Source organism: Subtercola sp. RTI3, assembly GCF_035018625.1.
Classification (GTDB): Bacteria; Actinomycetota; Actinomycetes; order Actinomycetales; family Microbacteriaceae; genus Subtercola; species Subtercola vilae.
Genome location: NZ_JASJXO010000019.1, coordinates 20,996 through 45,933, shown reverse-complemented (window position 1 = coordinate 45,933; position 24,938 = coordinate 20,996). Strand labels below are relative to the sequence as shown.

Sequence of the window (24,938 nt, the reverse complement as noted above, 5' to 3'; positions counted from 1 at the left end):
GTGCCGTCAGAGGGTCTCTCGGGTGCTGTCTGCGAATGCCGGATGCACGGCGAGGGCCTGGGCGGCCTGCTCGACGAATGCGGCGACAGCGGGGTGCGGCGCCTGAAACGCGTGCACGACGGCGAGGTGATGGCGGGTCATGTCATCGACCGTGACGAAGACGACCCCGACGCGGGCGTTGCCGAGGCCGATCGACCGCGGAACGATGACGATGCCGTTTCCCGCCGCCACGTGCGCCAGCTGTTCGTCGAGGGTGTCGAGCTGGCCCAGCGCGAAACTCTGGGTCTGGCCGACGGTGACGCCCCGCAGCTCAGCCGCGATATCGCGCCACTCTGGCACCTCGTCGGGGCTGTGCAGCAGGTGGTGACCGGCGAGCTGGGCGAGGGTGACGGTGGGTGTTGGCGTGGGTGTGGGTGTGGGTTGGAGTGCCGCGACCAGCGGGTCGGTTTCCGGGAGTGCCACGACCCATGGTTCGTCGAGCACCGGAATGATGGTCAGCCCGCGGCGGAGCACCGGCAGACGTACGATCGCAATGGAGGCGGCGCCGCAGCGCACGGCTCGTGCCGCGATGCTCGAAGACGACTTCGGCTTCAGTGCCACCAGAGCGTCGGCGTGGCCGGCTGCGAACTCGGCGGTCAGGTCGTCGAGGGGGATACCGGGTGCCGCGGCGACCACGAGGGCGGCGGGCGGCTGGTCTGAGTCGCCGTTGTCGGCGCGTGCACTCAGCTGGTCAGCGAAGGCCCGAACGGCGTCGACGGCGTCCGCCGACGACGGCAGGTCGGCGTGCCGACGAGCGAGAGCGATGACGCCCTCGAGCTGTTCACGGTCTGCATCCATGCGGGCCTCCTGCCTAGTATCAAGAATACTCCGGTTGGCGGGGCTCTGCCCCCCAGATCTGCCGCTCGGCTCTGGTCGTCAGAGGAGTCCGTCAGATGAGCCCGTCAGACAGGTGGTTCGGGGTGCCGAAGCGGTGGGCGGTGATGCTGACGGCCTGCTCCTGCAAGAAGGGCAGCAGTTCGACCCGACCCGACTCGGTGACGGGGTTACTGTAGACGGCGATGTCAGGCCGCCCCTTGGTCGCTGAAGCGAGCGCTGATGCGTCGCCGCCGAGCAGACGGATGCGGCCAGCGCCGATCGACTTCGCGCGGGCGATCCACGCTGCGTCGGTCTCGGTGGTGACGGCCACGGCGGCGTCTGTGAGCGCCGGAAGCAGGCCGGAGGGCAGCACGCTCGCGGTCGACACGGTGAGGGGTGCGCCCGCGAGCAGACCCGCGGCGACCACGCGGAGCAGCTCCCTGACGGGCTGCGATTCGCTGTGCCGGATGGTGACCGGGCGCGGCAGGTAGCGCAGAACGTTGCGTTCGGCGGTGAGCTCTGACACGTCGCGTGCGGTGCCGAATTCGGCCGCCCACGCGGCGGCGTCGCTCTGGGCCGCGCGCTGCAGGAAGGCCAGGTCGTCTGCCGAGAGGTCGAAGCCGGTCGAACCGCCGACGGCGCCGTAGACCGCTGCGCCCGAGGGCGCTGCGGCGGAGGATCCACCCGATGTGCTGTTTCTGGCGGCGGTCTCGGCGGCTGCGAGCAGCCCGCGAACGGCGGCGGAGGTGACGGGGGTGGTCGCGGTGCTGTGGGCGGGCATCCACGACCCGAGGCCGACGAGATAGTTCGGGCCGCCCGCTTTGGTGCCCGGGCCGACGGCTGATTTCTTCCAGCCGCCGAAGGGCTGGCGACGCACGACGGCGCCCGTGATGCCGCGGTTGACGTAGAGGTTTCCCGCCTGCACGGTGTCGAGCCAGAGCTGCAGGTCGTCGGTGTCGAGCGAGTGCAGGCCCGAGGTCAGGCCGTAGTCGATCTCGTTCTGCAGGGCGATGGCCTCTTCGAGGGTGGCTGCGGTCATGACGCCGAGAATCGGGCCGAAGTACTCGACCAGGTGAAATTCTGAACCGCGGCGAACGCCGGTGCGAACGCCCGGGCTCCAGAGCTGGCCGGTCGCATCGAGCGAGCGCGGTTCGATGAGCCACTTCTCGCCCTCGCCGAGGGTGGTGAGCCCGGCCAGCAGCTTGCCGGCGGCCGGCTCGATGAGCGGGCCCATCTGAGTGACCGGGTCGATGGGGTAGCCCACGCGAAGCGACGACACGGCATCGACGAGCTGGTCGTGGAAGCGGCGCGAAGTGGCCACCGACCCCACGAGGATGACGAGCGAGGCGGCGGAGCACTTCTGGCCGGCGTGCCCGAAGGCCGACGACACGACGTCTTTCACGGCCAGGTCGAAGTCGGCGCTCGGGGTGACGATGATGGCGTTCTTGCCGCTGGTCTCGGCCAGCAGAGGGAGGTCGGGCCGAAAGCTGCGGAACAGCTCGGCCGTCTCGTAGCCGCCGGTGAGAATGACCCGGTCGACGGCGGAGTGCGAAATGAGCTGGCGCCCGAGAGTGTTCTCGCCCACCTGGATGAACCGCAGCACCTCCCGCGGCACACCGGCCTGCCAGAGGGCCTCGATCATCACGGCGCCGCTTCGCTCGGCCTGCGGTGCGGGCTTGATGATGACGGCCGACCCGGCGGCCAGCGCCGCGAGGGTCGAGCCGGCGGGAATGGCGACCGGAAAGTTCCACGGCGGGGTGACCACGGTGAGCGCGGCCGGAACGAAGCGTGCGCCGTCGACGCTGTCGAGTTCGCGCGCCAGTTCGGCGTAGAAGTGGGCGAAGTCAATGGCCTCCGATACCTCGGGGTCTGACTGGTCGAGGGTCTTGCCGGTCTCCGAACCCATGACCTCCATGAGACGGGCGCGGTTCTCTTCGAGTGCGACCCCGGCTCGGTGCAGCACCTCGGCGCGTTCGGCTCCGGTCAGTGCGGCCCAGCCGGCCCCGGCCGCCGCGGTGGTGGTGATGATGCGGTCGAGGTCGGCGGCATCGGTGACGGTCGAGTTCTCGACCAGGCCCTGCCCGAGCGTCGAGCCCGGGATGCGGCCGAGAATGTCGCGGCCCCACGAGCGGTTGGCGGGCAGCGCCGCATCGGTGTCGGGGGTGTTGCTGAAGCCGTGCATCCGGTCGCCCGCATCGACGGGAGCGGTACGGTCTTGCACGCGGTTCGACGGCGGAACCCGGTCGTCGAGGTTCGCCAGCGAGGCGAGAAAACGCTGGCGCTCGCGTTCGAAGAGCGCCTCGTTCTCGGTGAGTTCGAACACGGCTGACATGAAGTTGTCGCTCGAAGCGCCCTCTTCGAGGCGGCGGATGAGGTAGGCAATGGCCACGTCGAATTCTTGCGGGTGTACAACGGGCGTGTAGAGCAGCAGCTCGCCGATGTCGCGGCGAACGGCTTCGGCCTGGCCCTGCGCCATGCCGAGCAGCATCTCGAATTCGATGCCCGCCTGCACACCTCGGCTGCCGGCCAGCAGCCAGGCGAACGCGATGTCGAACAGGTTGTGCCCGGCGACACCGATGCGCACGTTCTTCACGCGCTCGGGGTCGAGGGCGTAGTTCAGCACGCGTTTGTAGTTTGTGTCGGAGTCTTGTTTCGAACCCCAGGTGGCGAGCGGCCAGTCGTGCAGTGACGACTCGACCTGCTCCATGGGTAGGTTCGCGCCCTTCACGATGCGCACCTTGATGCCGGCGCCGCCGCGGGCACGACGGGCGGCAGACCAGGTCTGCAGGCGCATCATCGCGCTGAGGGCGTCGGGCAGGTAGGCCTGCAGCACGATGCCGGCCTCGAGGTTCAGAAACTCGGGGCGGTCGAGAATCTGGGTGAAGACCTCGATGGTGAGGTCGAGGTCTTTGTACTCCTCCATGTCGAGGTTGATGAACTTCGGCGTCGGGGCAGCCGCAGCGCGCGCATAGAGGGGAGTGAGGCTCGTGACCACGTGTTCGACGGCTTCGTCGAAGGCCCACGCCGGGTGCGGTGCGACAGTCGACGACACCTTGATCGACACGTAGTCGACGTCGGGCCGCGCCAGCAGGGTGTGGGTGCCCTCGAGCCTGCGGGCGGCCTCGCGCTCGCCGAGAACGGCCTCGCCGAGCAGGTTCATGTTCAGGCGAACCCCGTCGGTGCGGATCTTCGCGATCGCCGCCCCGAGCTTCTTGTCGGTCGCATCGACGATGAGGTGGCCCACCATATTGCGGAGAACCGTGCGCGACGCCGGCACCACGATGCCCGGCAGCAGCGGGGCGAGAGCGCCGCCCACCTGCACGGCCGAGCGCATGTACCAGGGCAGGAAGGCTGGCACCAGGGGCGCGAGCTTCTGCAGGTTGCGAGCCGCGACGGTGAGGTCTTCTGGCCGCACGACGCCGTCGACGAAGCCCACCGTGAAGGCGAGGCCCTGCGGGTCTTTCAGCACCCCCGCGAGCTGCTGGCCCGACGCGTCGACCGGAATCGTGGCGGCCTCGGCGAGCCAGCGCCGCACCAGCGCGGTGGTCTCGTCGGCCAGCGGGTGCACACTCGGGCGGGTGTCGGTGACGTTCGTCATGGCAGTGATCCTTCAATCGCGTCAGTGGGGTTGCCTTCAGTATGATCGCGCTGTCTAATTAGATAAAGCGACTGTTTCTGAACGATAGGCATAAGTAGAAGTGATCAATTGGATGCCCGATGCTTGACGTACGCCGCCTCAGGCTGCTGCGCGAACTGAAGATCCGCGGCACTCTGGCCGGAGTCGCCGAAGCGCTCAACTTCAGTGCCTCGTCGGTGTCGCAGCAGCTCACCCTGCTCGAGAAGGAGACCGGTGTCGAACTGCTGCGCAAAGTCGGGCGCCGGGTGCAGCTCACGGCAGAGGCCGAGCTGCTCGTCGAACACGCCACCCGGGTGCTCGACATCCTCGAGCAGGCCGAGGCCGACCTCGGCGCCTCCTCCACCGCGGTTGCGGGAATCGTGCGGGTCGCCGTCTTCCAATCGGCCGCCCTCGCCCTGATGCCGGCCGCCCTCACGGCCATGCGCGCCGGGTATCCCGCGGTGCGGGTCGAGATGATCCAGCGCGAGCCCGAGACCGCGCTCTACGAGACGTGGGCGCGCGACTTCGACATGGTCGTGGCCGAACAGTACCCCGCCCACGCCGCCCCGAGACACCCCGATCTCGACCGCAGAACGCTGACCTCCGACGCCCTGAGGTTGGCGTGCCCGCCAGAGGCCGCCGAGGTGCATCCGGTGCTGTCGGTTCAGGATGCCCACGATCTGCCGTGGGTCATGGAGCCCCCGGGCGCCGCGAGCCGGCACTGGGCCGAGCAGGTCTGCCGCCAGGCCGGGTTCGAGCCCGACGTGCGGTATCAGACGGCCGACCTGCAGGCCCAGATCAGGCTCATCGAGTCGGGCAACGCTGTGGCTCTGATGCCCGATCTCGTGTGGACGGGTCGGGGCACCACCTGTCGCCTGCTCGAGCTGCCCGGTGCCCCGCGGCGCACCATCTTCACATCGGTGCGGCGGTCGGGGGCGCGGCACCCGGCCGTGCAAGTGTTTCGCGAGGCGCTCGAGGCGGCGGCGGCGGAGCTTGCGAAGGCGGTGTGAGGCGGCTCCCCGTGTCTACCTCCGTGTCTGTCTCCGTTTCTACCTCCGTGTCTACCCCGCTGCGAGGTAGACACGGGCCTCGACGGCAGTCTGCGCAGCGACGAGGCGTTCGGCCGTGGCCTGCTGATCGGCTGACGCCACGGTGAGGTCGAGTTGTGGGGCGGGCGGTGAGCCGTCAGAGGTCTCTGCCTCATATGCGTCGGCGCGCGCGAGGGGTACGGTCGCCGCGATGCTCTGCCAGAGCGCTACGGCGGCGTCGGGCGTCGCCCCCGGTTGGGCCCTGACCACGAACCGGCCGCCCTCGGTCGACGCGGCGAAGAACAGGTCGGTCTGCACGCCGCCCACCCGCGCGGCCACGCCGATCAGCTGGTTCGCCGCGGCGAGAAGCGCCGCAGGGTCGGTGCTGACCACCGACACGCAGAAGCTGCCGCCGCAGTCGACGGTGCCGCGGGCGTTCACCGCGAGGTAGCCGTCGGTGTGCCGCAGCTGGTCGAACACGGCCAGCGTTGTGGGCCCGCCGACGTTCGAGACGCTGTGGTTCGCACCGAGGGTGTACGTGATGTGCGGGTTCGACCAGCCGGCGTCTTCGGCGCGGTGGTCGGTCTGAACGGCGAGCTGGGAGAGGTCTTCGTCGGTGATGGCGGGGTCGACCGCCACAGTGAGGGTGATGCTCTGGTTATAGAGGTCGGTGTCGACGAGCGAGGTCGCCGCCGAGACGTGCGCCTCAGCCGCGACCCAGTCGGCGACTTTCTGACCGTCGCCCGCGGTGTGCGCCGAGCAGCCCGTCACGGCGAATACCGCGGCGATGGCGAGGCAGCCTGCCGTCGCGCGCCCGACCCTCTGCATAACTGGCATATGCTCACTTTACCAGCTCGTGAGGATGACGCCCCCTTGATTTTGAGCGACTAGTTGTGTGAGAGTAGTCGCATGTCATCCATTCGTCTGTTCATCCTGGGATCACTCTCCCAGCACGGAGAGATGCACGGGCACCAGTTGCGCCTGCTCGCCGAAGAGGAGCACGTTCACCTCTGGACAGACATCAGTGTCGGCGCCCTCTACGGCGCCATCAAGCGCCTCGCGGCCGAGAACCTCATCGAGGTGGTACGGGTCGAGCGGGAAGGCAACTTTCCGGAGCGCCAGGTGTACGGCATCAGTACTGCGGGCCTCGAAGCGTTGACCACGATGCGTTTTGACGAACTCAGCACGTTCGCCATGAAGCCCGACCCGTTCGACCTGGCACTCACCCGCCTCGACCGGGGGCGGCTCGATGAACTGCCGCAGGTCATCCAGAACCGTCTGCAGGCACTGCGGGAGCTACTGCACGACACCGAGGGCTTGAACACCAAAGCCCTGCCCTACCTCTCGCTCGCCGAGAGATTCGCCCTGAACCACCGCGAGCACCGCCTGCGCGCCGAAGTCGAATGGCATGAAGGCCTTGTCAAGGCCCTGCCCGAGATCGTCGACGATGAACGCGTCGGCCGTGCTGTCACGCACACTGTAAATCACGAAAGGCCACACACCAATGTCTGAAAAATCTGCCGCCTGGGCCTCGCCCGCGGCCTCATCGCCCCCGGTGGTACCCAAACACGCATGGCAGGCGCTCGTCGTTCTGCTGCTCGGCATGTGCATCGCCCTGCTCGACACCACTATTGTCAACGTGGCGTTGCCGAGCATCCGGTCGAATCTGAACGCCAGCGAATCGACTCTGTCGTGGATCATCTCGGGCTACGCCCTCGCCTTCGGGCTCGCGCTGATCCCCGCGGGCCGCATCGGTGACCGACTCGGCCACAAGTGGGTGTTCTTCACCGGAATCGCGCTGTTCACCGTGGCGAGCTTCGCGTGCGGGTTCGCTCAGAACGACTCGCAGCTGGTCATCGCGCGAGTCGTACAGGGGCTCGCCGGCGGTATCTTCGTGCCGGCCGTCACCGCGTTCATCCAGCTGCTGTTCCCCGGTGCGTCCCGAGGCAAGGCGTTCGCCATCATGGGCGCCGTCATCGGTGTGTCGTCGGCGCTCGGCCCCATCATCGGCGGGCTTCTGATTCAGGCCTTCGGTGACGAGAACGGTTGGCGGCTGGTGTTCTTCGTGAACCTGCCCATCGGCGTCGTGACGCTCATTGCTGCCGCCATGCTCCTTCCCAAGCGTGAGTCGAAGGATGCCCAGCCGTCGTCGGGCGTCGACTGGCTCGGGCTCGTGCTGGTGTCAGCCGGGTTCGTGGCGCTGCTTGTTCCGCTCATCCAGGGCCAAGACGCCGGCTGGCCGCTCTGGACGTACCTCACCATCGCCGGCGGCATCGTTCTGCTCGCCCTGTTCGGACTCTGGGAGGTGCTCTACACCCGCCGCGGCAAGGTGCCGCTCGTACCCCCGAGCCTATTCACGCACCCGGCGTTCACCGGTGGCGTTGTTCTGGCGCTTGTCTACTTCGCGGCGTTCACGAGTATCTTCTTCACCATCTCCATCCTCTGGCAGACCGGCCTCGGCCACACGGCGCTCGAGTCGGGTGCCGTCGCTATTCCGTTCGCGGTGGGTAGCATCATCAGCTCGTCGCAGAGCAACAGAATCTCCGCCAAGCTCGGCCGCAACGTGCTGGTGATCGGTACGGCTCTCGTGGCGATCGGGCTGGTGTGGCTGTGGCTGGTGCTGCTGCTCACGCCCGCCGCCGATCTCACGAACTGGCTCGTGCTGGTTCCGCTGTTCCTGGCCGGTGTGGGCAACGGGTTCTTCATCGCCCCCAACGCTCAGTTCATCGTCGCCACCGTCGAGCGCAAAGACGCTGGCGCCGGCAGCGCGGTCATCTCGGCCGTGCAGCGGATCGGCAGCGCGGTGGGCATCGCCATCATCGGCAGCGTGCTGTTCGGATCGCTGACCATCGCCGGGCGCACTCCGGCCGCGGTGGCCACCGGGTTCACCAATGCGGCGGCCTCGGCCATGCTCGTCAGTGCCGCGTTCGCGGTGCTCGCGTTCCTGCTCGTGTTCGCGCTGCCCAAGCGCGTCAACTCCTGGGGCAGTGGAGCGCCCGCTGCGGGCGGTCACGCTGCCGCCGGGGCGCCTGCGGCCACGGGCGCAGGCGTGCCTGCTGGCGGCGAGCACGCCGGTTCGGCTTCGCACGCCGCTCACTCGGCACACGTCGCCGAGCCCCCCACCCCGACGCACTCCTGACCCACACCCTCGCGTTTGCGTGCGTGCGTGCGTGCGTGTGGGGTGGGTGGGGCAGGGTGCGGCCGCGTAGGTGGCAGCTACGGCGAAGGCGGCGAGGCGAGGGCGGCGGCACGGGCTGCGCCGATGACGGTGTGATGCGCGGTGACGAGGGGCTCGGGGTCGTGCAGGCGATCCAAACGAAGGGCCTCTGTGAGGGGCCCGCTCGACTCGACAACGATGGCGTGGGGGCCGAGGGTTCCGGATGCCCACCAGACGCCTCCGCGGTCAGCGTGCGAGTACCAGGTTTCGAACGTCACGGGGGTGGTGTCGACGAGCAGCGTGAGCAGGTCATCCGGAACCGCAGCCAGAGGATCGACGGGCTCGTACGACGCGTGGCCGCGATGGGTGAAGGCCTCGGCGCGACGGCTGAGCTGAGTGCGAAACTCGCGGGCGTCACGGTGATCGTCAAGGTGAACGGTCACCGTCGCACCGGCTGTCGCCGTCGCGTGATCCTGCGTGGTCGCGTGCGCTGAGACGTCGCCTCGGACCGGACTGGTGAAGACGAGTGAGCGGTGGCCGCCCGCGAACATCCACTCGCCGATCTGGAGCGCAGGCCATCCAGCGACGCCGAACATAGGCAACCGGGCGAACGATTCGCGAAACGCGTCGTCGCTCACGCTGACGCGCTGCCAGAACTCGTCGTCATCCACAAACCGATGAAAAGTCATGTCGCCAGTCTGCCCCAGACTCCTACATTTGCACTGCGCAAGAGTGTCAGGCGCGCGGCAGCGGCTTCTCGTAGCAGAGCGAGAACGGAATCGCCTCGATGTACGGCTCGTACACGGCGATGGGGGTGTAGCCGAGGCGGGTGTAGAGCGCCACGGCCTCGGGCTGCTTGTTACCCGTCTGCAGAATCAGCCGCACCGCACCGCCGGCCCGCGCGATGTGTTCGAGTTCGGTCATCAGTGCCCGGCCGACACCGCGCCCGCGCTGGTCGCCCGCGACGATGACCCGCTTGACCTCCCAATCGCCCCGCAGCAGCCGCAGCGCCGCGTGCCCGATCGGAGTCTGGTCGGCGTCGATCACGAGCACCGTCGCCTGCACATCGGCTGGGTTCACAGTGAGCGCCTTCACGACCGCGGGGTCTGAGGGCGAGTTGATGCCGTCGTTGTAGCGCTCGTTCATGTCGAGATCCATGACGCGTCGCAGCTCGACCGCCCGCGCATCGTCGTATTCGACGCGTTCGAAGGTGTAGGGGGCTTCAGGATGCTCGGGCATGACTCTCATCTCATTCAGTACGATCGCTCCCCACAATTCTCCTCCACCCGCTCACTGAACCAGCACCCCGCTGGCCCGCGTGATGCGCCGCCACCGCAGGGCGCGGGTCTCGATGCGCCGCGCCGCTGCCGTGTGCGCGGGCCGCGTGGCACCTGTGAACCCTCAGCGCACCACCGACGACGTCGCCCGCACCGACGGCAGCCGGTGGTGATTCACCACGACCGCCCGCACCGCCTGCGCTCGCCGCCGCAGCCCCCACACCGTGACCCGTACGAGCGACTCGCGAACGATCGACCCACTCATCTTCGACTCGCCGACGGTTCGCTCGGTGAATGTGATGGGCACCTCCACCACCCGCAGCCCCGCCTGCAGCGCCCGCCACACCAGATCGAGCTGAAAGCAGTAGCCGTGTGACTCGACAGCCGTGAGCCCGATGCGTTCGAGTGCGCTCGAACGGTACGCCCGAAAGCCGCCGGTGGCATCTTTGACAGCGATTCCGAGCGCAAGCTGCGCGTACAGGTTGCCGCCCCGGCTCAGCAGTTTACGTTTGGCCGGCCAGTTCTCCACTCGGCCACCCTCGACCCAGCGGGAGCCGAGCACGAGGTCGTGGTCGACGAGTTGCGCGAGCAGCTCGGGCAGGGCTTCGGGGTGGTGCGAACCGTCGGCGTCCATCTCGACGAGCGCCGTGTAGCCGCGGGCCAGGCCCCACTCGAACCCCGCGAGGTAGGCCATGCCGAGCCCCGACTTCTCCGAGCGGTGCAGAACGCTGATCGCAGGGTCGGCGTGGGCCAGTTCGTCGGCCAGGCGGCCAGTGCCGTCAGGCGATCCATCGTCGACGATCAGCACGTCGGCGGTGCCGGTGGCCAGCACCCGTTCGACGATGGGTCGAAGGTTTTCGAGCTCGTTGTAGGTCGGAATGATCACGAGTGCGTCGCGCATGGTTCAGCCTTTCGAGAGTGGGTGTTCGGCAGTGGGTGTTCAACAATGGGTGTTCAGCAATACGGATGCTCACGCCGAGGTCTTGGTCGCGAACACCACCACGTTGTCGAGGTAGTGCCCGTACGAGTCGTCGAACACCCCGCCGCAGGTGATGAGCCGCAGCTGGGCGTCGGGCGTGGGCCCGTACACCTGATCGGTCGGAAACTGTTGCTTCGGCGCCTGCAGCTCGCTGTTCACGGTGTAGGTCACCGTGCTCGCATCTGACAGCGTCACGGTGACCTTCGCCCCCGGTTTCAGCGACGACAGCGTGTAGAACACGGCCGGCCCGATGGCTGAGTCGATGTGCCCCGCGATGACGGCGGGCCCGGTGTCGCCCGGCACCACCCCGTCTTTGTACCAGCCGGCCGAGGCGAAATCGGTGGGCGGGAGGATGGCGCCGGTCTGATCGCGCGTGAGCGACTCGAGCCCCGAATCGACCCCGATGTCGGGTATCTGCACGCGCACCGGTGTCAGCCCCTCAGCTTTCTTCGAGCTGGTCGAACTCACCGACGTCGCCTGGGGGTCTTGGTTGGCCCCCACGCCCCCCGAGGCCGAAGCCAGCGGAGGGCACGAGCCGAGGTTGGCCGTCTCGAGCAGCTGCATCGAGAGGGCCGTCCACGCCGCGCCATAGTATGTCGGCGTGGTCTGATCGAGCGTGTCGGCTGTCGCCAGATCGGCGTCGGATTTGTCGGGCTGGGCCGCTGCCGCGTAGGCGGCAGCCCGCGCGGCGTAGCTCACGGGATTGGTGTCGGTCGTTGTCGCGGTGCCGCCGAGGTCGAGCTGTGCCTTCAGTGGGTCTGAACGCGACAGCGTCGACACCAGTTTCGCCGCGAGAGCGGTGTCGGCCGGGTCGCACGACTCGGCGTACCTGATCGGCAGGCGAGCCGCGTCGTAGCTGTATTCCACGGTGTTCGCGCTGCTGTCACCTCGTGGTGCGGGCATTTGGTCGACGGTTCCGTCAGCGTGCACCTGTGCCCAGTCGGGCGGCAGCGCACTCTTCGTGAGCAGTGTCGTTGTGACCGCACGAGACCCAGCGCTGAGCTCGGCCCACCGCGGGTCGCCCGAACTCGCTCCCAGCTCGCTGAACGCGGCGGGCGACGCGTACGACGGGTTGTAGGCGTACGGCGAGCTGGCCGCGGCCCAGAGGCCGGGCAGCAGGATGCGCCCGGTCGCCGTGGTCACCGTCAACTTGTCGAGAATCAGCCCGCCCAGCTTGTCGCCGCTTGCTATGAGCGCAGGGTCGGAGAATTTCGTTCCCGCTTCGACGAGAGCCCGGGCCATGTCGAGGTCGGCATCGCTCGCGGGCTCGGAGTCGACAACTTTTCCGTCTTTCCAGTTCCACGCCATGAGGCCGTCTGGGCGTTGCAGGTTGGTCTGGGTCCAGCTCCAGATCGAGTCGAACGTGGCCTTGTCGTTCACTCCGACGGCGAGCAGCATGCCGTAGGCCTGCCCTTCGCTCACCGTGTCAGACCCCTGGTCGCGCCGAACGACGCGGCCGGAATCGACGTACTCCGTCAGAAACCGGGTGGCGACCTGATTGGCGCCGGCCACGCCGGTGGGTGCCGCTGTGGTGGTCGGTGCCGGGGCGGGTGCCGCCGTGCATCCGGCCAGCGTCAGACCGACGGCGACCGCGGCGGCACCCAACACTGCTGCCGGGGTGCGCCGCATCATTTGCCCCCGGTTGCCAGTCGGTTCGAGCGACGAACAAGCAGGATGGCGAGAGCCAGCGCAGCGAGCATGCTGCCGCTGAGCGCCAGACCCACGGTGTCAGAAACCCGAGCGCCGGTCGCGCCGGCCACGTGCTCTGCGGCCCAGCCGCCACCGGTCTGTATGCCGCCGGTGGGCAGGGCTGCGCCGACACTCGCCGCGTCGGTGACCGACTTGATGGTCACACCGCCTGAGGCGTTGTCGAGCACGAACAGTGATGACACGGTTCCTGCGCCCAGCGTGATCTGCGTGGTCGAGGCTGCCGCGCCCGCGCCGGTGAGCGCGAGGTTCCACGGCCCGGCTGGAACGCTGGCGTAGTTCGTCGCGGTGCCCTCTTTCGCGTCGGTCGCGATGACCGCGCCCGCGCTCGTGGCGATGCTCACCGACGGAACCGTGGTCGACGCCTGAATGACCCGAACGCGCGACTGGCCATCGGTCGGGGTGGTGAGGTCGTCGGGGAACACCGCTGTGGTCAGCTTGGCGTTGGTGCCGATGGCGGCCACCGTCATCGGCTGCCCCTGCGTGACATTTATCGAGGTCTGGATGAGCGGGTGGGCCATGTCGCCCCCCGCCGGAACCATCGCCACCACGTAGGTGCCCTGCGGTAGCGCCATGTAGTCAGACACCTGACCGTAGATCACATTGGTGAGGGACTCGAGCACCTGGCCGCCGGAGAGCGCGGTGAGCTGAATATCGACGGCCTTCGTGTCGGGCGAGAGATGGACGAGCCGGATCCAGCCGGTGTTCGCGGCGGCAGCCACCGGGGCTGCCGACTGCGATGCGGCTTGCGAGGCGGCTTGGGGTGCGGCTGTCGCCGCCTGGGCCGACGAGGCCCCGAAGACGGTGAGCAGGAGCCCTGCGCTGACGGCCACCGTTGCGGCGGCCACCTTCGACCAGGTCGAGCGGTTCTCGTGTACTGAAGTCATGGTGCGGTTCCTTTCGGGGTCAGTTCTGGGGGGTGGGGAGGAGGCCGGTCGGCTCACCGAAGGCGAAGGTGACCAGCACACCGTCTGCGGTCTGCGTGAGCGTCGGGGCGATGGTGTTGGTGTTGGTCAGCGAGGAGAAGTACGCCGAGACGTCGGCTGCAGCGAGGGAGCCGGCAGGCGTGGGCTGCCCGTTGATCGACGAGATGAGGATCTGGCGACGAGCGGCGTTCTGCTCGCCGTCGACCAGCGGAAAGTCGGAGACCGTCACGCTCGACTGGGCGAGCAGCTGACCGAGAGCCAGAATGCCGCGCGAGTCGACCTGGCCACCCGTCAGCAGGTCTTTGGCCGATGGTGCGAGGGTGAGCCGCGTGTTCGCCGCCAGCTGGGTACCGGCGGAGGAGCGTGCCTTGCTCGCGGTGTCGGCATCGGTCGTGGCCTGCGTGATGCCGTCAGGGTCGATCTTGCGAACGTCGACCTGCTGGTCGCCCAGCCCGAAGCTGGCCACCACGACCGAATTGTCGACGGCCTGGTTGACCTGCGGAAAGGTCGACAACAGCGAGCGCATCGAGTTCGTGGTGATCACGTAGTCGGAGTCGCGCCAGCCGTTTGGCGAGAGCGCCTGCACCGCGGGGTCGGTGTCGACCTTGTAGTACCACGTGACGTTCTGGCGGGCGAAACCGGCGTTCACCGAATCGACCCACATCGAGTCGTCGACGATGAGGCGTGACTCGCGGCCCACATTCGCGTCGATCCAGGCCTGCGCTTCGCGGGTCGGCTGGTCGAGGTCGGCCAGAAAGAATCCGCGCAGCTGCGTGCTCCAGAGCGGTACCGCCACGACTCCTGCAGCCACTGTGGCGACAATGACGACCGCGGCCGTCACCCGCCTGGCGGGGGTGGCCTTCGACGTACGAAGCAGCTTCTGTACGGCGTTCTGAACCACGCCCACCACCAGAAGTGCGCCGAACGGCAGCAGGGCGATGATGTACGGCACCGGAAGGTAGCCGCCGGGCCGGAACATGAATGCCACCAGCGCGAGCAGCAGAATCGCGAAGGGGCGCAGGCGCCGGATGAACAGGGCCACGATTCCCGCCACGACACCGGCCACGATGAAGACCGGGTCGAGCTGCCACCACATCGAGAATGTCTTATTGATGAGGCTGTTCGGGTCGCCGATCGACCCACTCGACTGGCGGTTCGACAGCTGAAAGCTCAGGCCGTCGATGAGGCTGGCATGTCCGGCGCCCGAGAAGACCTCGCCCTTCACCGCGGCAAGCAGAACGTACGTCAACCCGATCAGCGCGAGTACGCTCGCTGCGACAGAGAGTGTGTAGCGCCGGGTTGCCGGGTGGGCGTTTCGCCACATCAGCCACGCCACGAGTGGCAGCGCGAGCAGAAAGGTCTCTTTCGAAAGAACAGCGATTCCGAGGCAGGCAGCACTGCCGATGAAGCTGGCGAGCTGCTTGCGGTGACTCATGGCCAGAATGATCGAGCCGATGAGCCAGGGCGTGGCGATGTTGTCGAGGTACACCGAACGGTGAAACTGCAGGGCGAGGGGTGACAGCGTGAACAGCAGCAGCGTGATGGCGGCGGCCGGTCGGCTGAATCGCAGTCGGCGTGCCAGCACCCAGAGCAGTGCGGCGCTGACAATGACGCTGACGACCATGAACTCGCGGCCGGCCAGCACCGCGGTGTCATAGCGATCGAACGCGCCGGTCAGTTTCGCGTACCCCGCGAGCTGCAGCCAGCCGAGCGGCGGGTGGTCGTACCAATAGGTGTAGTGCGTCAATTCGCCGAGCTTGTCGATGGCCCAGGCCTGAGCGGTGTACGTGCCTTCATCATCGATGCGCTGGGGCGATCCGGCGAGGTTGACGATCTGCGCCACCGCGCCGAGCACGAGCACGGGCACGAACCAGACGGCTGAGCGACGGCTGCGCCGAATGCGGTCGGTGAAGCGTGATCGCCGCCGCGGTGGCTTTGCGGCCCCCGTCGCGGCGGTGCTGGTCTCGGTGGCGTTGTCGATGTCAGAGGGTGTGTGTGAAGGTGTGTCTGAGGGGCGTTCGAGGGTGCTGGTCATGACGTTCCTCCTGCCTGCTGAAGTGCGAATGAGGGTGCGGCCGACGAGGTGGTCTCGTCAGAGCGGTGTGCTCCGGTGTGTTCGGTCTTCTCCCAGCTGTTGATTCCGCGAACCTGCCGGATGACCGACCTGATCGCCGCGAGGGCGAGAAACACCTGGTACGGCAGAAGACCGAGCACGAGCTTCACGTAGTCGCGAACCCGAACCTTCTTGTCGTAGACCCGGCCGAACTCGGCGAGTCCCGTGGCCTCGACCGCCAGCGTGATGATGGTGGGCACGAGGGGCAGAAACGTCACCAGCGCGACGATGGTGGGCACCTTCACAAAGATGATGAGCAACAGCGAGAATGGGATGAGCATGCCGGTCGCTGCCTGCAGGAACGGCATGGCCAAGAGGTACCGGGCGAACATCCGCTGCTTCAGGGTGGGCAGTTTGTGCCACTCGCCCTTGCCGAGAACTTGAAGAAAGCCCTGGTTCCAGCGCGTGCGCTGCTTGTAGAGCGACGTCATCGAGCCGGGGGTCTCTTCGCGGGTCACGAACTCGGGGTTGTACGCCACGACGACTTTCGCCTGGGCGCTCGAGAGTCGAACGCCCAGCTCGCAGTCTTCGGCCAGGCAGTTCGCATCCCATCCTTCAGACCAGTCGAGCCACTCTTTGGTGACGAACACCGTGTTGCCGCCGAGAGGAATGAACTTGCTCTTCGCGTGAAAGTGCAGGCGCGACCGAAACCAGAAATAGTACTCGAGCACGTTACGAAGCGCCCACCAACTGCTCTCGAAGTTCATCAGCTGAACGCCGCCCTGAACCACGTCGGCGTCGGTCTCCTGAAATTTCGAGTCGACCACCGTGAGAAGGCGAGGGTGCACCTCGTCTTCGGCGTCGAACACGCCGATGACGTCACCGCGGGCCGACTTCAGGGCGAGGTTCAGCGCCTTCGGCTTGTTCTTGGGCACGCTGTCGTCGACGATGACCCTGATGAGGTCGGGGTGCCGCTCGGCGGCGGCGCGGGCCACCGCTTCGGTACCGGGGTCGTCGTGGCCGACAATCGCGATGATCTCGAAGTCGGGGTGGTCTTGCTGGGCCAGCACGTCGAGCGTTTCACCCAGCACCTCCTCTTCGTGCCGCCCCGGAACGAGCAGCGTGAACGAGTGGGCCGCGGGCCTCGGGTTCGCCGAGAACTGCGTGCGGGTGAGGCTCGAGGGCGAGCGCCAGGCGTGCAGCATCCACCACAGCGTGGTTGCTGCGATCACGGTGAGCAGCACTGCCACGAGCATCAGGCTGGTGTAGCCGATCCACTCGCCGGGGCTCCAGTGCGGGAGAAACCCGAAGGCCGACACGGGGTCACCGGGGGTGATCTGCGACGGGTCGGGGCGGTTGGGGTCGATCACCGAGTCGGGGCTCGGCAGGGGGGCGGGGGTAAGCAGAGGCGCAGGGCCCGCGGGCGCGGGCGTAGCGTCTGTCACGAATGTCATCGTCGATCTCCAGAGTGGGTGGTGCGGTGGAGTAGCGCTAGTCAGAGAGCAGGGCGCCCTGGGGTTCGTATTCGAGTACGACAGGGCGGGCATCCGGCATGGCCTCGGCCATCGGGTGAGCCGGCGCCGTGCGGAAGACCACGAAGTGATAAGCCGCAAAACGGAATGCTGTGCCGAGAACAAGACCGATCACGTTGCCGGAGATGTTGTCAGCGAGCTGCGAGGTGAATCCAAGCAGGTAGTGCGAAACGAACAGACAGCCCGTGGCGATGAGCAACCCGAGGAGGTTCACGACGGCGAAGAGAAAGCCCTCTTTCAGGGCGTTCGATGAGCGTTGGTTTCGAAAAGTGAGATACCGGTTGCCAATCCAGGCGACAACCATCGAGATGCTCACCGAAACGACTTTCGACCAGATCGGTGAATCGCTGAGAACGGTCGCCCGCAGGGCGTTGTACACAGCGAAGTCGACCACGAAGGCGATTCCGCCGATCAGCCCGAACGACGTGAGTCGTCGACCAGATCGGCGCAACCGCACAGCCAGACGTTTCACCCTCTCGGGTGAAGACGACGGTTCTATGGTGATTGACATAGTGGGTATGCGGAGCCACTCGCTAACGGGTTTGGTCGAGCTTGGATTTCGGCCAATCGAGGCCAGCCCGGTTGCGGAACGCTCGTTCGTGACGTAGTGGCTAGCGAGCAGCAGACCTGGTGGTGAGCACCAATTGTGGTCGCGGGGTCATCGTTCTATAACGCTCTGCCGGGTTCCCCGTGTCGCACGCAGCGACCCGGCGAGCCCGGCAGCCGTGAACGCCAGCGTGCCGATACCCACGACCGCGAGCGGCGCACCCCAGGCACCCGTCGCGTCGTGCACGGCTCCGATGAGAGTCGGCGCCGTGGCACCCAGGGCATAACCGGTGCCCTGGATCATGGCCGACAGCCCTCGTGCGTGTGTTCCGCTCACGGCGAGCTGAACGATGAGCATGAACACGATCGTGATGCCGCCGCCCTGGGCCACGCCGCCGAAGAACCCCCACGCCAACCAAGAGCTCGGCGCCAGCAGCAGCCCGATGGGGCAGCTCAGCCAGAGCGCAGCCACGAGTGCGAAGGTGCGCGGAACGCCAATGCGTTGTGACAGCAACGGCACCCCCAGCGCGCCCACCACGGCAGCGATCTGAAAGACAGACGAACTCGACCCGGCGGCCGTCACCGTGAAGCCGAGCTCCTGAACGAGAATCGACGGAAACCAGGCTGTCAGCCCGTAGTACGCGAAGGCCTGCCCCGAGAAAGCCAGCGCGAGCAGCAGGGCGGATGCACTTCGCCACGTGCGCGGCCGCCGAGCCTCTTCTGCGGCGCTGGTCGGCCGCAGGTCGATGCGACCCGTGTCGATGACAACCGTGTCGACCGCACCCGTCTCGATGAGCGGGGCGACGGGACCGAAACGGAATGCGGCGCGGGGGCCCACTGCGAACATCCAGCCGCCCGCAGCGATCACCACGAACCCCAGCCACGCGAGAAGGGCCACGTGCCAACCGAACGCCTCGGCGAGCGGTGCGGTCGCCAGTGACGTGATCATCGAGCTGACGTTGAGGGCCGACGTGTAGGCACCCGTGACGATACCCACCCGCTGCGGTGGCACGTCACGGCGGATCAGCACCGGCACCACCACGTTGCCGATGGTGATGAACCCGCCCATGATGACGGTGCCGACGAAGGCGGCCTCCACGCCGCCCGACGAGCGCACGATCGACCCGATGCCCACCCCGATGATGGCGACAGTCGTCGAGAAGTTCGCCCCGCCGCGGCCCACGAAGAACGAGGCCAGCGGGGTGACGAGGGCGAAGCACAGCACCGGCAGGCTCGTGAGCAGCCCCACCTCGGCGGCCGTCAGCCCGAGGTCGGCACGCAGAATACCCGTGATCGGTGCCACCGCAATGATCGGCCCGCGCAGAATGAACCCGATCAGTACGATTCCCACCAGCATCGGCCAAGGAAACGCTCGACGGGTGAACTGCTTCATGTAGCGTGCCTTCGTGGTCTTCGGCTCACCTGGCCTCGGGCGAGCCGCCTTCGGTCGGTGTCTATGCTACTCCCGGGCCTCCGGCTGCTGCCGGATGACCGTGGTGAGGTCGACCAGGCTCGGAGCCGCCGGGGCAGAGCCGAACCCGAAGGTCACGGGTGGATCGAGCCGTGCGAGAGCACCTACGTCGCTCCCGTCGTAGTGCCCGCTGATCGCGGTGAGCGCCCGAATCGTGCGCACGCCGTAGTACTCGCGACGGCCGGCGCCGGCGCTGCCGCTGGTGCGTGCCCCGGGCACCAACACGCGGGCGGCCGGGTCGATGAGCGTGAGCCAGGCCGGCGCAGTGGCGAGTGGCGGGGGTATCGCCCGCAGCAGGCGGCCGAGGGGCGTGAGGGTGCCGACGGCGAGCGACAGCGAGAGGGTGCTTTCGGTGCCGGCGCGAGCGTCGATGCGGAGGCCTCCGTCGATGCGGCGGAACGAGACATCCAGAACCGTCGTCTGATCGAACGTGTAGGTGGTCGACACGTACTCGGCGACCGCGTCGCTCGGTGCGAGCAGGGTGCGGTGGCCGCCGGGCTGCTCGATCATCACGTCGACGAAGCGGCCAAAGGGGGAGTGCTGCCACATTCCGACGACGAACCGGGTGCCCGACGTGCTGCCGAAACCAGCGATGCGCCCCTCGAACCGCTGTTCGCGGGTTCGGGGGCGCATCGGCATGGTGAGAACTCTAGCGGCCGTACGAGGCGGCAGCCGGGCAGGCGAACTCTTTGCTCGCCGCGCTCAGACCGACCTTGTTCAGGTGCTTCACCACAATGGCGTAGGCCTGGGGCAGGGTGGTCTCTGTGTACAGAATGGTGTGTGTTTCGCAGTACTCGCGGGCGATGACCTGGGCGCTCTTCAATGCCGGGCGGGGCATGTTCGGAAACAGGTGGTGCTCGACCTGGTAGTTGAGGCCGCCCATGAAGATGTTCATGAACCAACCACCGCTGATGTTGCGGCCGGTGAGCACCTGGCGCTGCAGAAAGTCGACCTTCGAGTCGTGCGGCAGGATGGGCATTCCCACGTGGTTCGGGGCGAAAGACGAACCCATGTACACGCCGAACACTGCGACCTGTACGCCGATGAACGCGAACGCCATGCCGAGCGGCAGGGTCATGAAGATGAGCGCCACATACAGGCCGATGCGGGAGACCAGCATGACGATCTCGACGGCCCGCTTGTCGACCTTGCCGCGGCCGAAGACGGTGCGAAAGCCGTGCAGGTGCAGGTTCAGGCCCTCGAGAACGAGAATCGGAAAGAAGAACGTGCCCTGGCGGCGGGTGAACCAGCCGTAGATGCCCTTGGCCTGTGCGGCCTGCTCGGGAGTGAACGACACGACGTCGCGGTCGATGTCGGGGTCTTTGCCGATGATGTTGGGGTTGGCGTGGTGCCGGCTGTGCTTCGTCATCCACCAGCTGTAGCTGATACCCACGAAGAGGTTGGCAAGCATGCGGCCGGCCACATCGTTGGTCTTGCCCGACTCGAAGACCTGGCGGTGCGAGGCCTCGTGCGCCAGAAAGGCGTACTGGGTGAGGATGATGCCGAGCAGCCCGGCCATGATGAGCTGGTACCAGGTGTCGCCGAGCAGCGCGATGCCGACGATGACGCCGCCCAGTGCCAGGGTGAGGGCGCTGAACATGATGTAGTAGTAGCCCGTGCGGCGCCGCAGCAGGCCAGCATCGCGTACCGTACGCAGCAGCGCGGAGTACTCGGTGGTCGGGTTCGATTTGTTGCCACCCGGCTTCGTTCTGGTGAACGTCACGACGGGCGGGGTGATTGAAGGGCTGCTCACAATTGAGCCTCATTCCGCGAGTTGATCAGGAAGAGAACGATGCCGCTGTCGCCGCGCATTCTCGTGGCGACCAAGGACTGGGGCTACCATTCATGAATCTAGGGCAGCCCGGTTCTCAGCACACCCAGCTTGGCGGCAGAAACCCCCTTTGGCAGCAAATCCGCAGCTATGTTGAGCCACGCCGTACCCTAAGTGAGATACGCTCAGTTCATGACTACCGAGGCCCGTTCACACTCCGGCTGCGAGCGTGCCATCTCTCCCTCGCTTGCAGCTGTTATACCGAGTTATACTGACGTCATGAAGACGGCGATATCGGTACCAGACGAAACGTTCCATCGTGTTGACCAACGTGCCGCAGAACTCCACATGAACCGCTCGGAGTTCTTCTCGAGGGCGGCAGAGCGGTACCTTGACGCTCTGGATGCGTTGTCGTTGACCCGCGAGATAGACGCCGCGGTGCTCCGCAGCGGCACTCTGCTTCAGGCTGAGACAGCGACGGTCACGCGCGTCGGCCGCGAACGTCTTGCAGCGCTCACGGCCGACGACGAATGGTGATTCGTCGTCGTTTTGTGTGGTGGGGCGACGACGAATGGTGATTCGTCGTGGTTCTGTGTGGTGGGTCGACCTGGGTGAGGCGCGCGGCAGCGCGCCCGCCAAGCGTCGACCCGTGGTGGTGGTGCAGGCAGACGAGTTCTCAGCGAGCGCGATCGCCACGGTCACCGTTGCCGTGGTGACCTCGAACACTCAGATCGCCGAGTATCCCGGCAACGTTTTCGTGCCGGCGGCCGCTTCGGGGCTCCCGAAAGACTCGGCGGTCAACGTCTCGCAACTCGTCACGCTCGACAAGGGCGATCTCGTCGAACAGACGGCTGACCTGCCACTGTACGTGCTCCGCGACGTCGATCGCGGTTTGCGGCTCATCCTCGCGCTCTGACCGCCCCAAGCGGCTCTCCAGCCGCTTGGGGCGCGCGGGCGGGGGTTACGAGAGAACGTCTTTCGACGAGAAGCGGCCGTAGGCGAGGGCGCCGAACACGACCACGTAGCCGAGCTGCAGCAGGGCGTTCGAACCGAACGACGACCACTCGATGGGCTGGCGCAGCAGGTCGGCGAAGTTCAGCCAGTAGTGGCTGAAGAGCCAGGGGTGCAGCCAGTCGAGCTGCGGCAGCGAGTCAGCCACCTGGGCGACGATCGAGATGACGACCGTGGCAGCCATGGCCCCGACGGGCACGTCGGTCAGGGTCGAGATGAACACGCCGATGGCGCTCAGGCCGAGCAGCGAGACGGTGACGTACGAGGCGATGAGCAAGGCCCGCACGACCGATTCGCCGATGCTGATGGTGCCGCCCGAGAGCAGCGTGACAGGCCCGACGGGAAAGAGAATGGCGCCGACGACGATGCCTGCGACAACGATCACCACGGTGGCGGCGGCGGTGAAGACGATGGCCGCGATGTACTTGACCACGAGCATCCGGATGCGCCCCGCCGGCGACACGAGCAGGTAGCGCAGCGTGCCGAGGCTCGCCTCGCCCGCGATGGTGTCGCCCGCGACCACGCCCACCGTGAGCGGCAGAAAGAGGGGAATGCAGATGGTGAGGGCCACGAGGCTCACGAAGAGCCCGTTGCCGGCGATCTGGTTGATGAAGGCCGGCCCGCGGCCCGAAGACCCCGCCGACGAGATGCGCACGGCCACGGCGACCAGCACGGGGATGAGCGCCAGCGCGGCGAGCATCACGATGGTTCGGCGGCGCCGGAACAGCACGGAGAGCTCCGACCACATCAGGGCCATGCCCGACGAGCGGCGGGTGGGGGGCCCTGTCAGATCACTGGGCAACGTCGAACCCTTCGCCTGTCAGCGCCACGAACAGGTCTTCGAGGGTGGCCCGCTCGACGGCGAAGCCGCGCACCCGCACGCCGGCCGCGACGAGATCCGCGACAATGGCGTCGGGGGCGAGGGTGTCGCCCAACGGGGCCTCAAGGGCGTAGTCGTCTTCGGCGTCGAGCAACTGCCCGGGGTGCGCGGTCGGTTCCGGATGCCCGGGGCTCAGCCCGAGCGCCCTGAAGACCCGTTCTGCGCTCTCGACATCCGGTGTCACGACGCGCACGCGTGTCTGGCCGGCGTGCCGCAGCTCGTCGAGGCTGCCCTGGGCCACGAGATTTCCCGCCCGCATGACCGCGGCGTGGGTACACATCTGCTCGATCTCGGCCAGCAGGTGGCTGGAGACGAACACGGTGGTGCCCTCTTCGGTGAGCGAGCGAACGAGGTGCCGCACCTCGCGGGTGCCCTGCGGGTCGAGACCGTTGGTCGGCTCGTCGAGCACGATGAGCTCGCGAGGCATCAGTAGGGCGTTGGCGATGCCGAGCCGCTGTTTCATGCCGAGGGAGTAGGCGTGCACCTTCTTGCCGGCGGCATTGGTGAGCCCGACCCGATCGAGGGCTTCGGCGACGCGCCGACGCCGGGTCGCCCCCGAGGCGTAACGATCGGCCGTGTCGAGGCGATGCAGGTTCGCTGCCCCCGAGAGAAAAGGGTAGAAGCCCGGGCCTTCGATGAGGGCGCCGACGCGGGGAAGAACGCCTGAGAGCTGGCGCGGCATGGGCTCACCGAGCAGGTTCACCTCGCCGCCGGTCGCCGAAGCGAGCCCCAACAGCATGCGGATGGTCGTGGTCTTGCCTGAGCCGTTCGGGCCCAGAAAGCCGAAGACCGATCCGCGCGGCACCGAGAGATACAGCTCGTTGACAACGGTCTGCTTGCCGAACTTCTTGGTGAGCGCCCGCGTCTCGATGGCGAGCGACGGGTCGCTCACTGGGCGGCGGGCGTGGCGGCGGCTGCGGCCTCCAGCTGCTCGGCGCTGACGGAGCCCGCGAACACGCGGCCGTCAGTGGTGAGCAGAACGTTGACAAGAGTGGTGCTGAGCAGGCGCCCCCCGGTGACGGGGGTGGTCAGCTGCGCGACCAAGGGGTTGCTGGTGAGCGCGGCGGCGTCGGAGCCGCTCGCGGCGGGCAGCTCGACAATCGAACTCCAACCGGTTCCGGTGACGACCGGCTTGGCCGCGGCGGCTGCTTTCGCCTTCGCGTCGGCCGTTGCCGAGGGGTCGGGTGCCGAGAGGGTCTTCTCGGTGCCGGCGGTGCCGGCCGGGGGAGTGAACGAGAACAGGTCGGCCGACGGAGTGTCGAGGCTCAGCCCGGTCAGTTCGCTGCTGAAGGCCGGGTCGCTCGCGCCCTTGGCGGTGACCTCTACCTGCAGCGGCAGTCCGGTGGCGGAGTCGACCGCGATCGAGACGTTGCCGACGAGACTGTCGGTGGTGGCGGGGGTCAGAACGAGGTCGTAGGCGCTTCGCCCGTCGACGGTGACGTCGCCGCCCACAGCGACGCCGGTACTCGGGTCGACCGCGTCGAGAAACTTCTGGGCGAGCTGGTCGGGTGTTGCGGTGTCAGTGGGGGTGGGTGTCGCGGTGGAGTCGCTCTTCGCGGGGAGGGTGCTGTGCACCGCCGTCTGCTTGCTCGAGTCGTACGCCCAGAGGTCGGTGCCGCCCCGGATCACGTCACGCTCGGCGAGCTGGTCGAGCACCTGAACACGAACGTTCGTGGGGCCATCGACGTACACGCGGGCCGTGTGGCTGCCGGTGAGAAGTTCGAGGGCCGATGAGATGTCGGCCGAGGAGGTGCTGCCTGATCCTCCGGTCGACGCGGTGGCACCGGGGGTGGCAGTGGATGACGAGCCGAGGCTCGAACTCGCACCAGCCGGCAGCGAGGGGAGGCCGAGGTTCGAGCTCTGCTGAACCGTGCCGGAGAACGCGGTGACCGAACTGTTCGTCACGAGGGCGATGACCTGCTCGGCTGTCTTGCTGGGCAGCGCCGCCGTGGCGTTCGCTGACAACGGCACGGCAATCGCCACGCCGGCCACCACTACTGACGCCACACCTGCCGGAATCCAGCGCTTCCACTGAGTCACGATGAGCCTCTCTCTGTACTGTTCAGGCGCCGTCAGCACCTGATTCTGCTTGTCGTGATACGGAGCCTACGCTCGCAAACCGTCAGTTT

General features: G+C 67.3%; 22 protein-coding genes. 5 read left to right on the top strand and 17 right to left on the bottom strand.

All coding sequences use genetic code 11. The annotated features are described in order from the left end of the window. Positions 1-6 precede the first annotated feature (6 nt). Together QN358_RS09345 and QN358_RS09340 are read right to left on the bottom strand one after the other, a co-directional pair. On the bottom strand, positions 7-837 hold the full coding sequence (locus QN358_RS09345; protein WP_323512168.1) for a LysR substrate-binding domain-containing protein: 831 nt from the start codon (positions 835-837) through the stop codon (positions 7-9). Between the two features lie 91 nt (positions 838-928). Beyond that, positions 929-4,453 (bottom strand): bifunctional proline dehydrogenase/L-glutamate gamma-semialdehyde dehydrogenase, encoded by a 3,525-nt coding sequence (locus QN358_RS09340; protein ID WP_323512167.1) that lies wholly within the window; start codon positions 4,451-4,453, stop codon positions 929-931. A 119-nt stretch (positions 4,454-4,572) separates the two neighbouring features. Here QN358_RS09340 and QN358_RS09335 point away from each other — a divergent pair, with 119 nt between their 5' ends. Beyond that, the gene (locus QN358_RS09335) at positions 4,573-5,481 is read left to right on the top strand and encodes a LysR substrate-binding domain-containing protein (RefSeq protein WP_323512166.1); all 909 of its coding nucleotides are present in this window, start codon (positions 4,573-4,575) and stop codon (positions 5,479-5,481) included. A gap of 51 nt (positions 5,482-5,532) precedes the next feature. On the opposite strand, the gene QN358_RS09330 is transcribed toward QN358_RS09335, so the two are convergent. Further along, positions 5,533-6,336 (bottom strand): hypothetical protein, encoded by an 804-nt coding sequence (locus tag QN358_RS09330; protein WP_323512165.1) that lies wholly within the window; start codon positions 6,334-6,336, stop codon positions 5,533-5,535. A gap of 72 nt (positions 6,337-6,408) precedes the next feature. Here QN358_RS09330 and QN358_RS09325 point away from each other — a divergent pair, with 72 nt between their 5' ends. Then, positions 6,409-7,011, top strand: a complete 603-nt coding sequence (locus QN358_RS09325; RefSeq protein ID WP_136641040.1) for a PadR family transcriptional regulator — start codon at positions 6,409-6,411, stop codon at positions 7,009-7,011. Beyond that, positions 7,004-8,638, top strand: coding sequence for an MFS transporter (locus QN358_RS09320; protein ID WP_136641041.1), 1,635 nt, complete (start codon positions 7,004-7,006; stop codon positions 8,636-8,638). Before QN358_RS09325 ends, QN358_RS09320 begins: the two co-directional genes overlap by 8 nt. Before the next feature lie 77 nt (positions 8,639-8,715). On the opposite strand, the gene QN358_RS09315 is transcribed toward QN358_RS09320, so the two are convergent. From QN358_RS09315 to QN358_RS09265, 11 genes are all read right to left on the bottom strand, one after another. Beyond that, a complete protein-coding gene (locus QN358_RS09315) occupies positions 8,716-9,345 on the bottom strand; it encodes a hypothetical protein (protein ID WP_323512164.1) in 630 nt (209 codons plus the stop codon). Between the two features lie 46 nt (positions 9,346-9,391). Beyond that, a complete protein-coding gene (locus QN358_RS09310) occupies positions 9,392-9,895 on the bottom strand; it encodes a GNAT family N-acetyltransferase (protein ID WP_136641043.1) in 504 nt (167 codons plus the stop codon). Between the two features lie 162 nt (positions 9,896-10,057). Beyond that, a complete protein-coding gene (locus QN358_RS09305) occupies positions 10,058-10,834 on the bottom strand; it encodes a polyprenol monophosphomannose synthase (protein WP_136641044.1) in 777 nt (258 codons plus the stop codon). 69 nt (positions 10,835-10,903) lie between these two features. Continuing rightward, positions 10,904-12,544, bottom strand: coding sequence for a class F sortase (locus QN358_RS09300; RefSeq protein ID WP_323512163.1), 1,641 nt, complete (start codon positions 12,542-12,544; stop codon positions 10,904-10,906). Then, on the bottom strand, positions 12,541-13,506 hold the full coding sequence (locus QN358_RS09295) for a DUF4397 domain-containing protein (RefSeq protein ID WP_323512162.1): 966 nt from the start codon (positions 13,504-13,506) through the stop codon (positions 12,541-12,543). Before QN358_RS09295 ends, QN358_RS09300 begins: the two co-directional genes overlap by 4 nt. A 19-nt stretch (positions 13,507-13,525) precedes the next feature. Then, the gene (locus QN358_RS09290) at positions 13,526-15,580 is read right to left on the bottom strand and encodes a hypothetical protein (RefSeq protein ID WP_323512161.1); all 2,055 of its coding nucleotides are present in this window, start codon (positions 15,578-15,580) and stop codon (positions 13,526-13,528) included. Beyond that, positions 15,577-17,052: a glycosyltransferase family 2 protein gene (locus QN358_RS09285; RefSeq protein WP_323512160.1), complete on the bottom strand. Its 1,476-nt coding sequence runs from the start codon at positions 17,050-17,052 to the stop codon at positions 15,577-15,579. Before QN358_RS09285 ends, QN358_RS09290 begins: the two co-directional genes overlap by 4 nt. 37 nt (positions 17,053-17,089) lie before the next feature. Continuing rightward, positions 17,090-17,641, bottom strand: coding sequence for a GtrA family protein (locus QN358_RS09280; RefSeq protein WP_136641048.1), 552 nt, complete (start codon positions 17,639-17,641; stop codon positions 17,090-17,092). A 147-nt stretch (positions 17,642-17,788) separates the two neighbouring features. Beyond that, positions 17,789-19,069 (bottom strand): CynX/NimT family MFS transporter, encoded by a 1,281-nt coding sequence (locus QN358_RS09275; RefSeq protein WP_136641049.1) that lies wholly within the window; start codon positions 19,067-19,069, stop codon positions 17,789-17,791. A gap of 66 nt (positions 19,070-19,135) precedes the next feature. Further along, positions 19,136-19,786: a hypothetical protein gene (locus QN358_RS09270; protein ID WP_237280254.1), complete on the bottom strand. Its 651-nt coding sequence runs from the start codon at positions 19,784-19,786 to the stop codon at positions 19,136-19,138. Between the two features lie 10 nt (positions 19,787-19,796). After that, positions 19,797-20,903: an acyl-CoA desaturase gene (locus QN358_RS09265; protein WP_201799227.1), complete on the bottom strand. Its 1,107-nt coding sequence runs from the start codon at positions 20,901-20,903 to the stop codon at positions 19,797-19,799. Positions 20,904-21,197: 294 nt separating this feature from the next. Here QN358_RS09265 and QN358_RS09260 point away from each other — a divergent pair, with 294 nt between their 5' ends. Both QN358_RS09260 and QN358_RS09255 read left to right on the top strand, forming a co-directional pair. Further along, a complete protein-coding gene (locus QN358_RS09260) occupies positions 21,198-21,455 on the top strand; it encodes a ribbon-helix-helix protein, CopG family (protein WP_136641050.1) in 258 nt (85 codons plus the stop codon). 34 nt (positions 21,456-21,489) lie between these two features. Next, positions 21,490-21,834, top strand: a complete 345-nt coding sequence (locus QN358_RS09255) for a type II toxin-antitoxin system PemK/MazF family toxin (RefSeq protein WP_323512159.1) — start codon at positions 21,490-21,492, stop codon at positions 21,832-21,834. A gap of 45 nt (positions 21,835-21,879) precedes the next feature. Here the strand turns inward: QN358_RS09255 and QN358_RS09250 are convergent, their stop codons facing one another. From QN358_RS09250 to QN358_RS09240, 3 genes are read right to left on the bottom strand one after another with little or no spacing between them, the layout of a single operon-like run. Further along, positions 21,880-22,686, bottom strand: a complete 807-nt coding sequence (locus QN358_RS09250) for an ABC transporter permease (RefSeq protein ID WP_237280266.1) — start codon at positions 22,684-22,686, stop codon at positions 21,880-21,882. A 34-nt stretch (positions 22,687-22,720) separates the two neighbouring features. Further along, complete coding sequence (locus QN358_RS09245; RefSeq protein WP_136641052.1) at positions 22,721-23,701, bottom strand: ABC transporter ATP-binding protein; 981 nt, start codon at positions 23,699-23,701, stop codon at positions 22,721-22,723. Next, positions 23,698-24,849, bottom strand: a complete 1,152-nt coding sequence (locus tag QN358_RS09240; RefSeq protein ID WP_323512158.1) for a LolA family protein — start codon at positions 24,847-24,849, stop codon at positions 23,698-23,700. Before QN358_RS09240 ends, QN358_RS09245 begins: the two co-directional genes overlap by 4 nt. Positions 24,850-24,938: the final 89 nt, after the last annotated feature.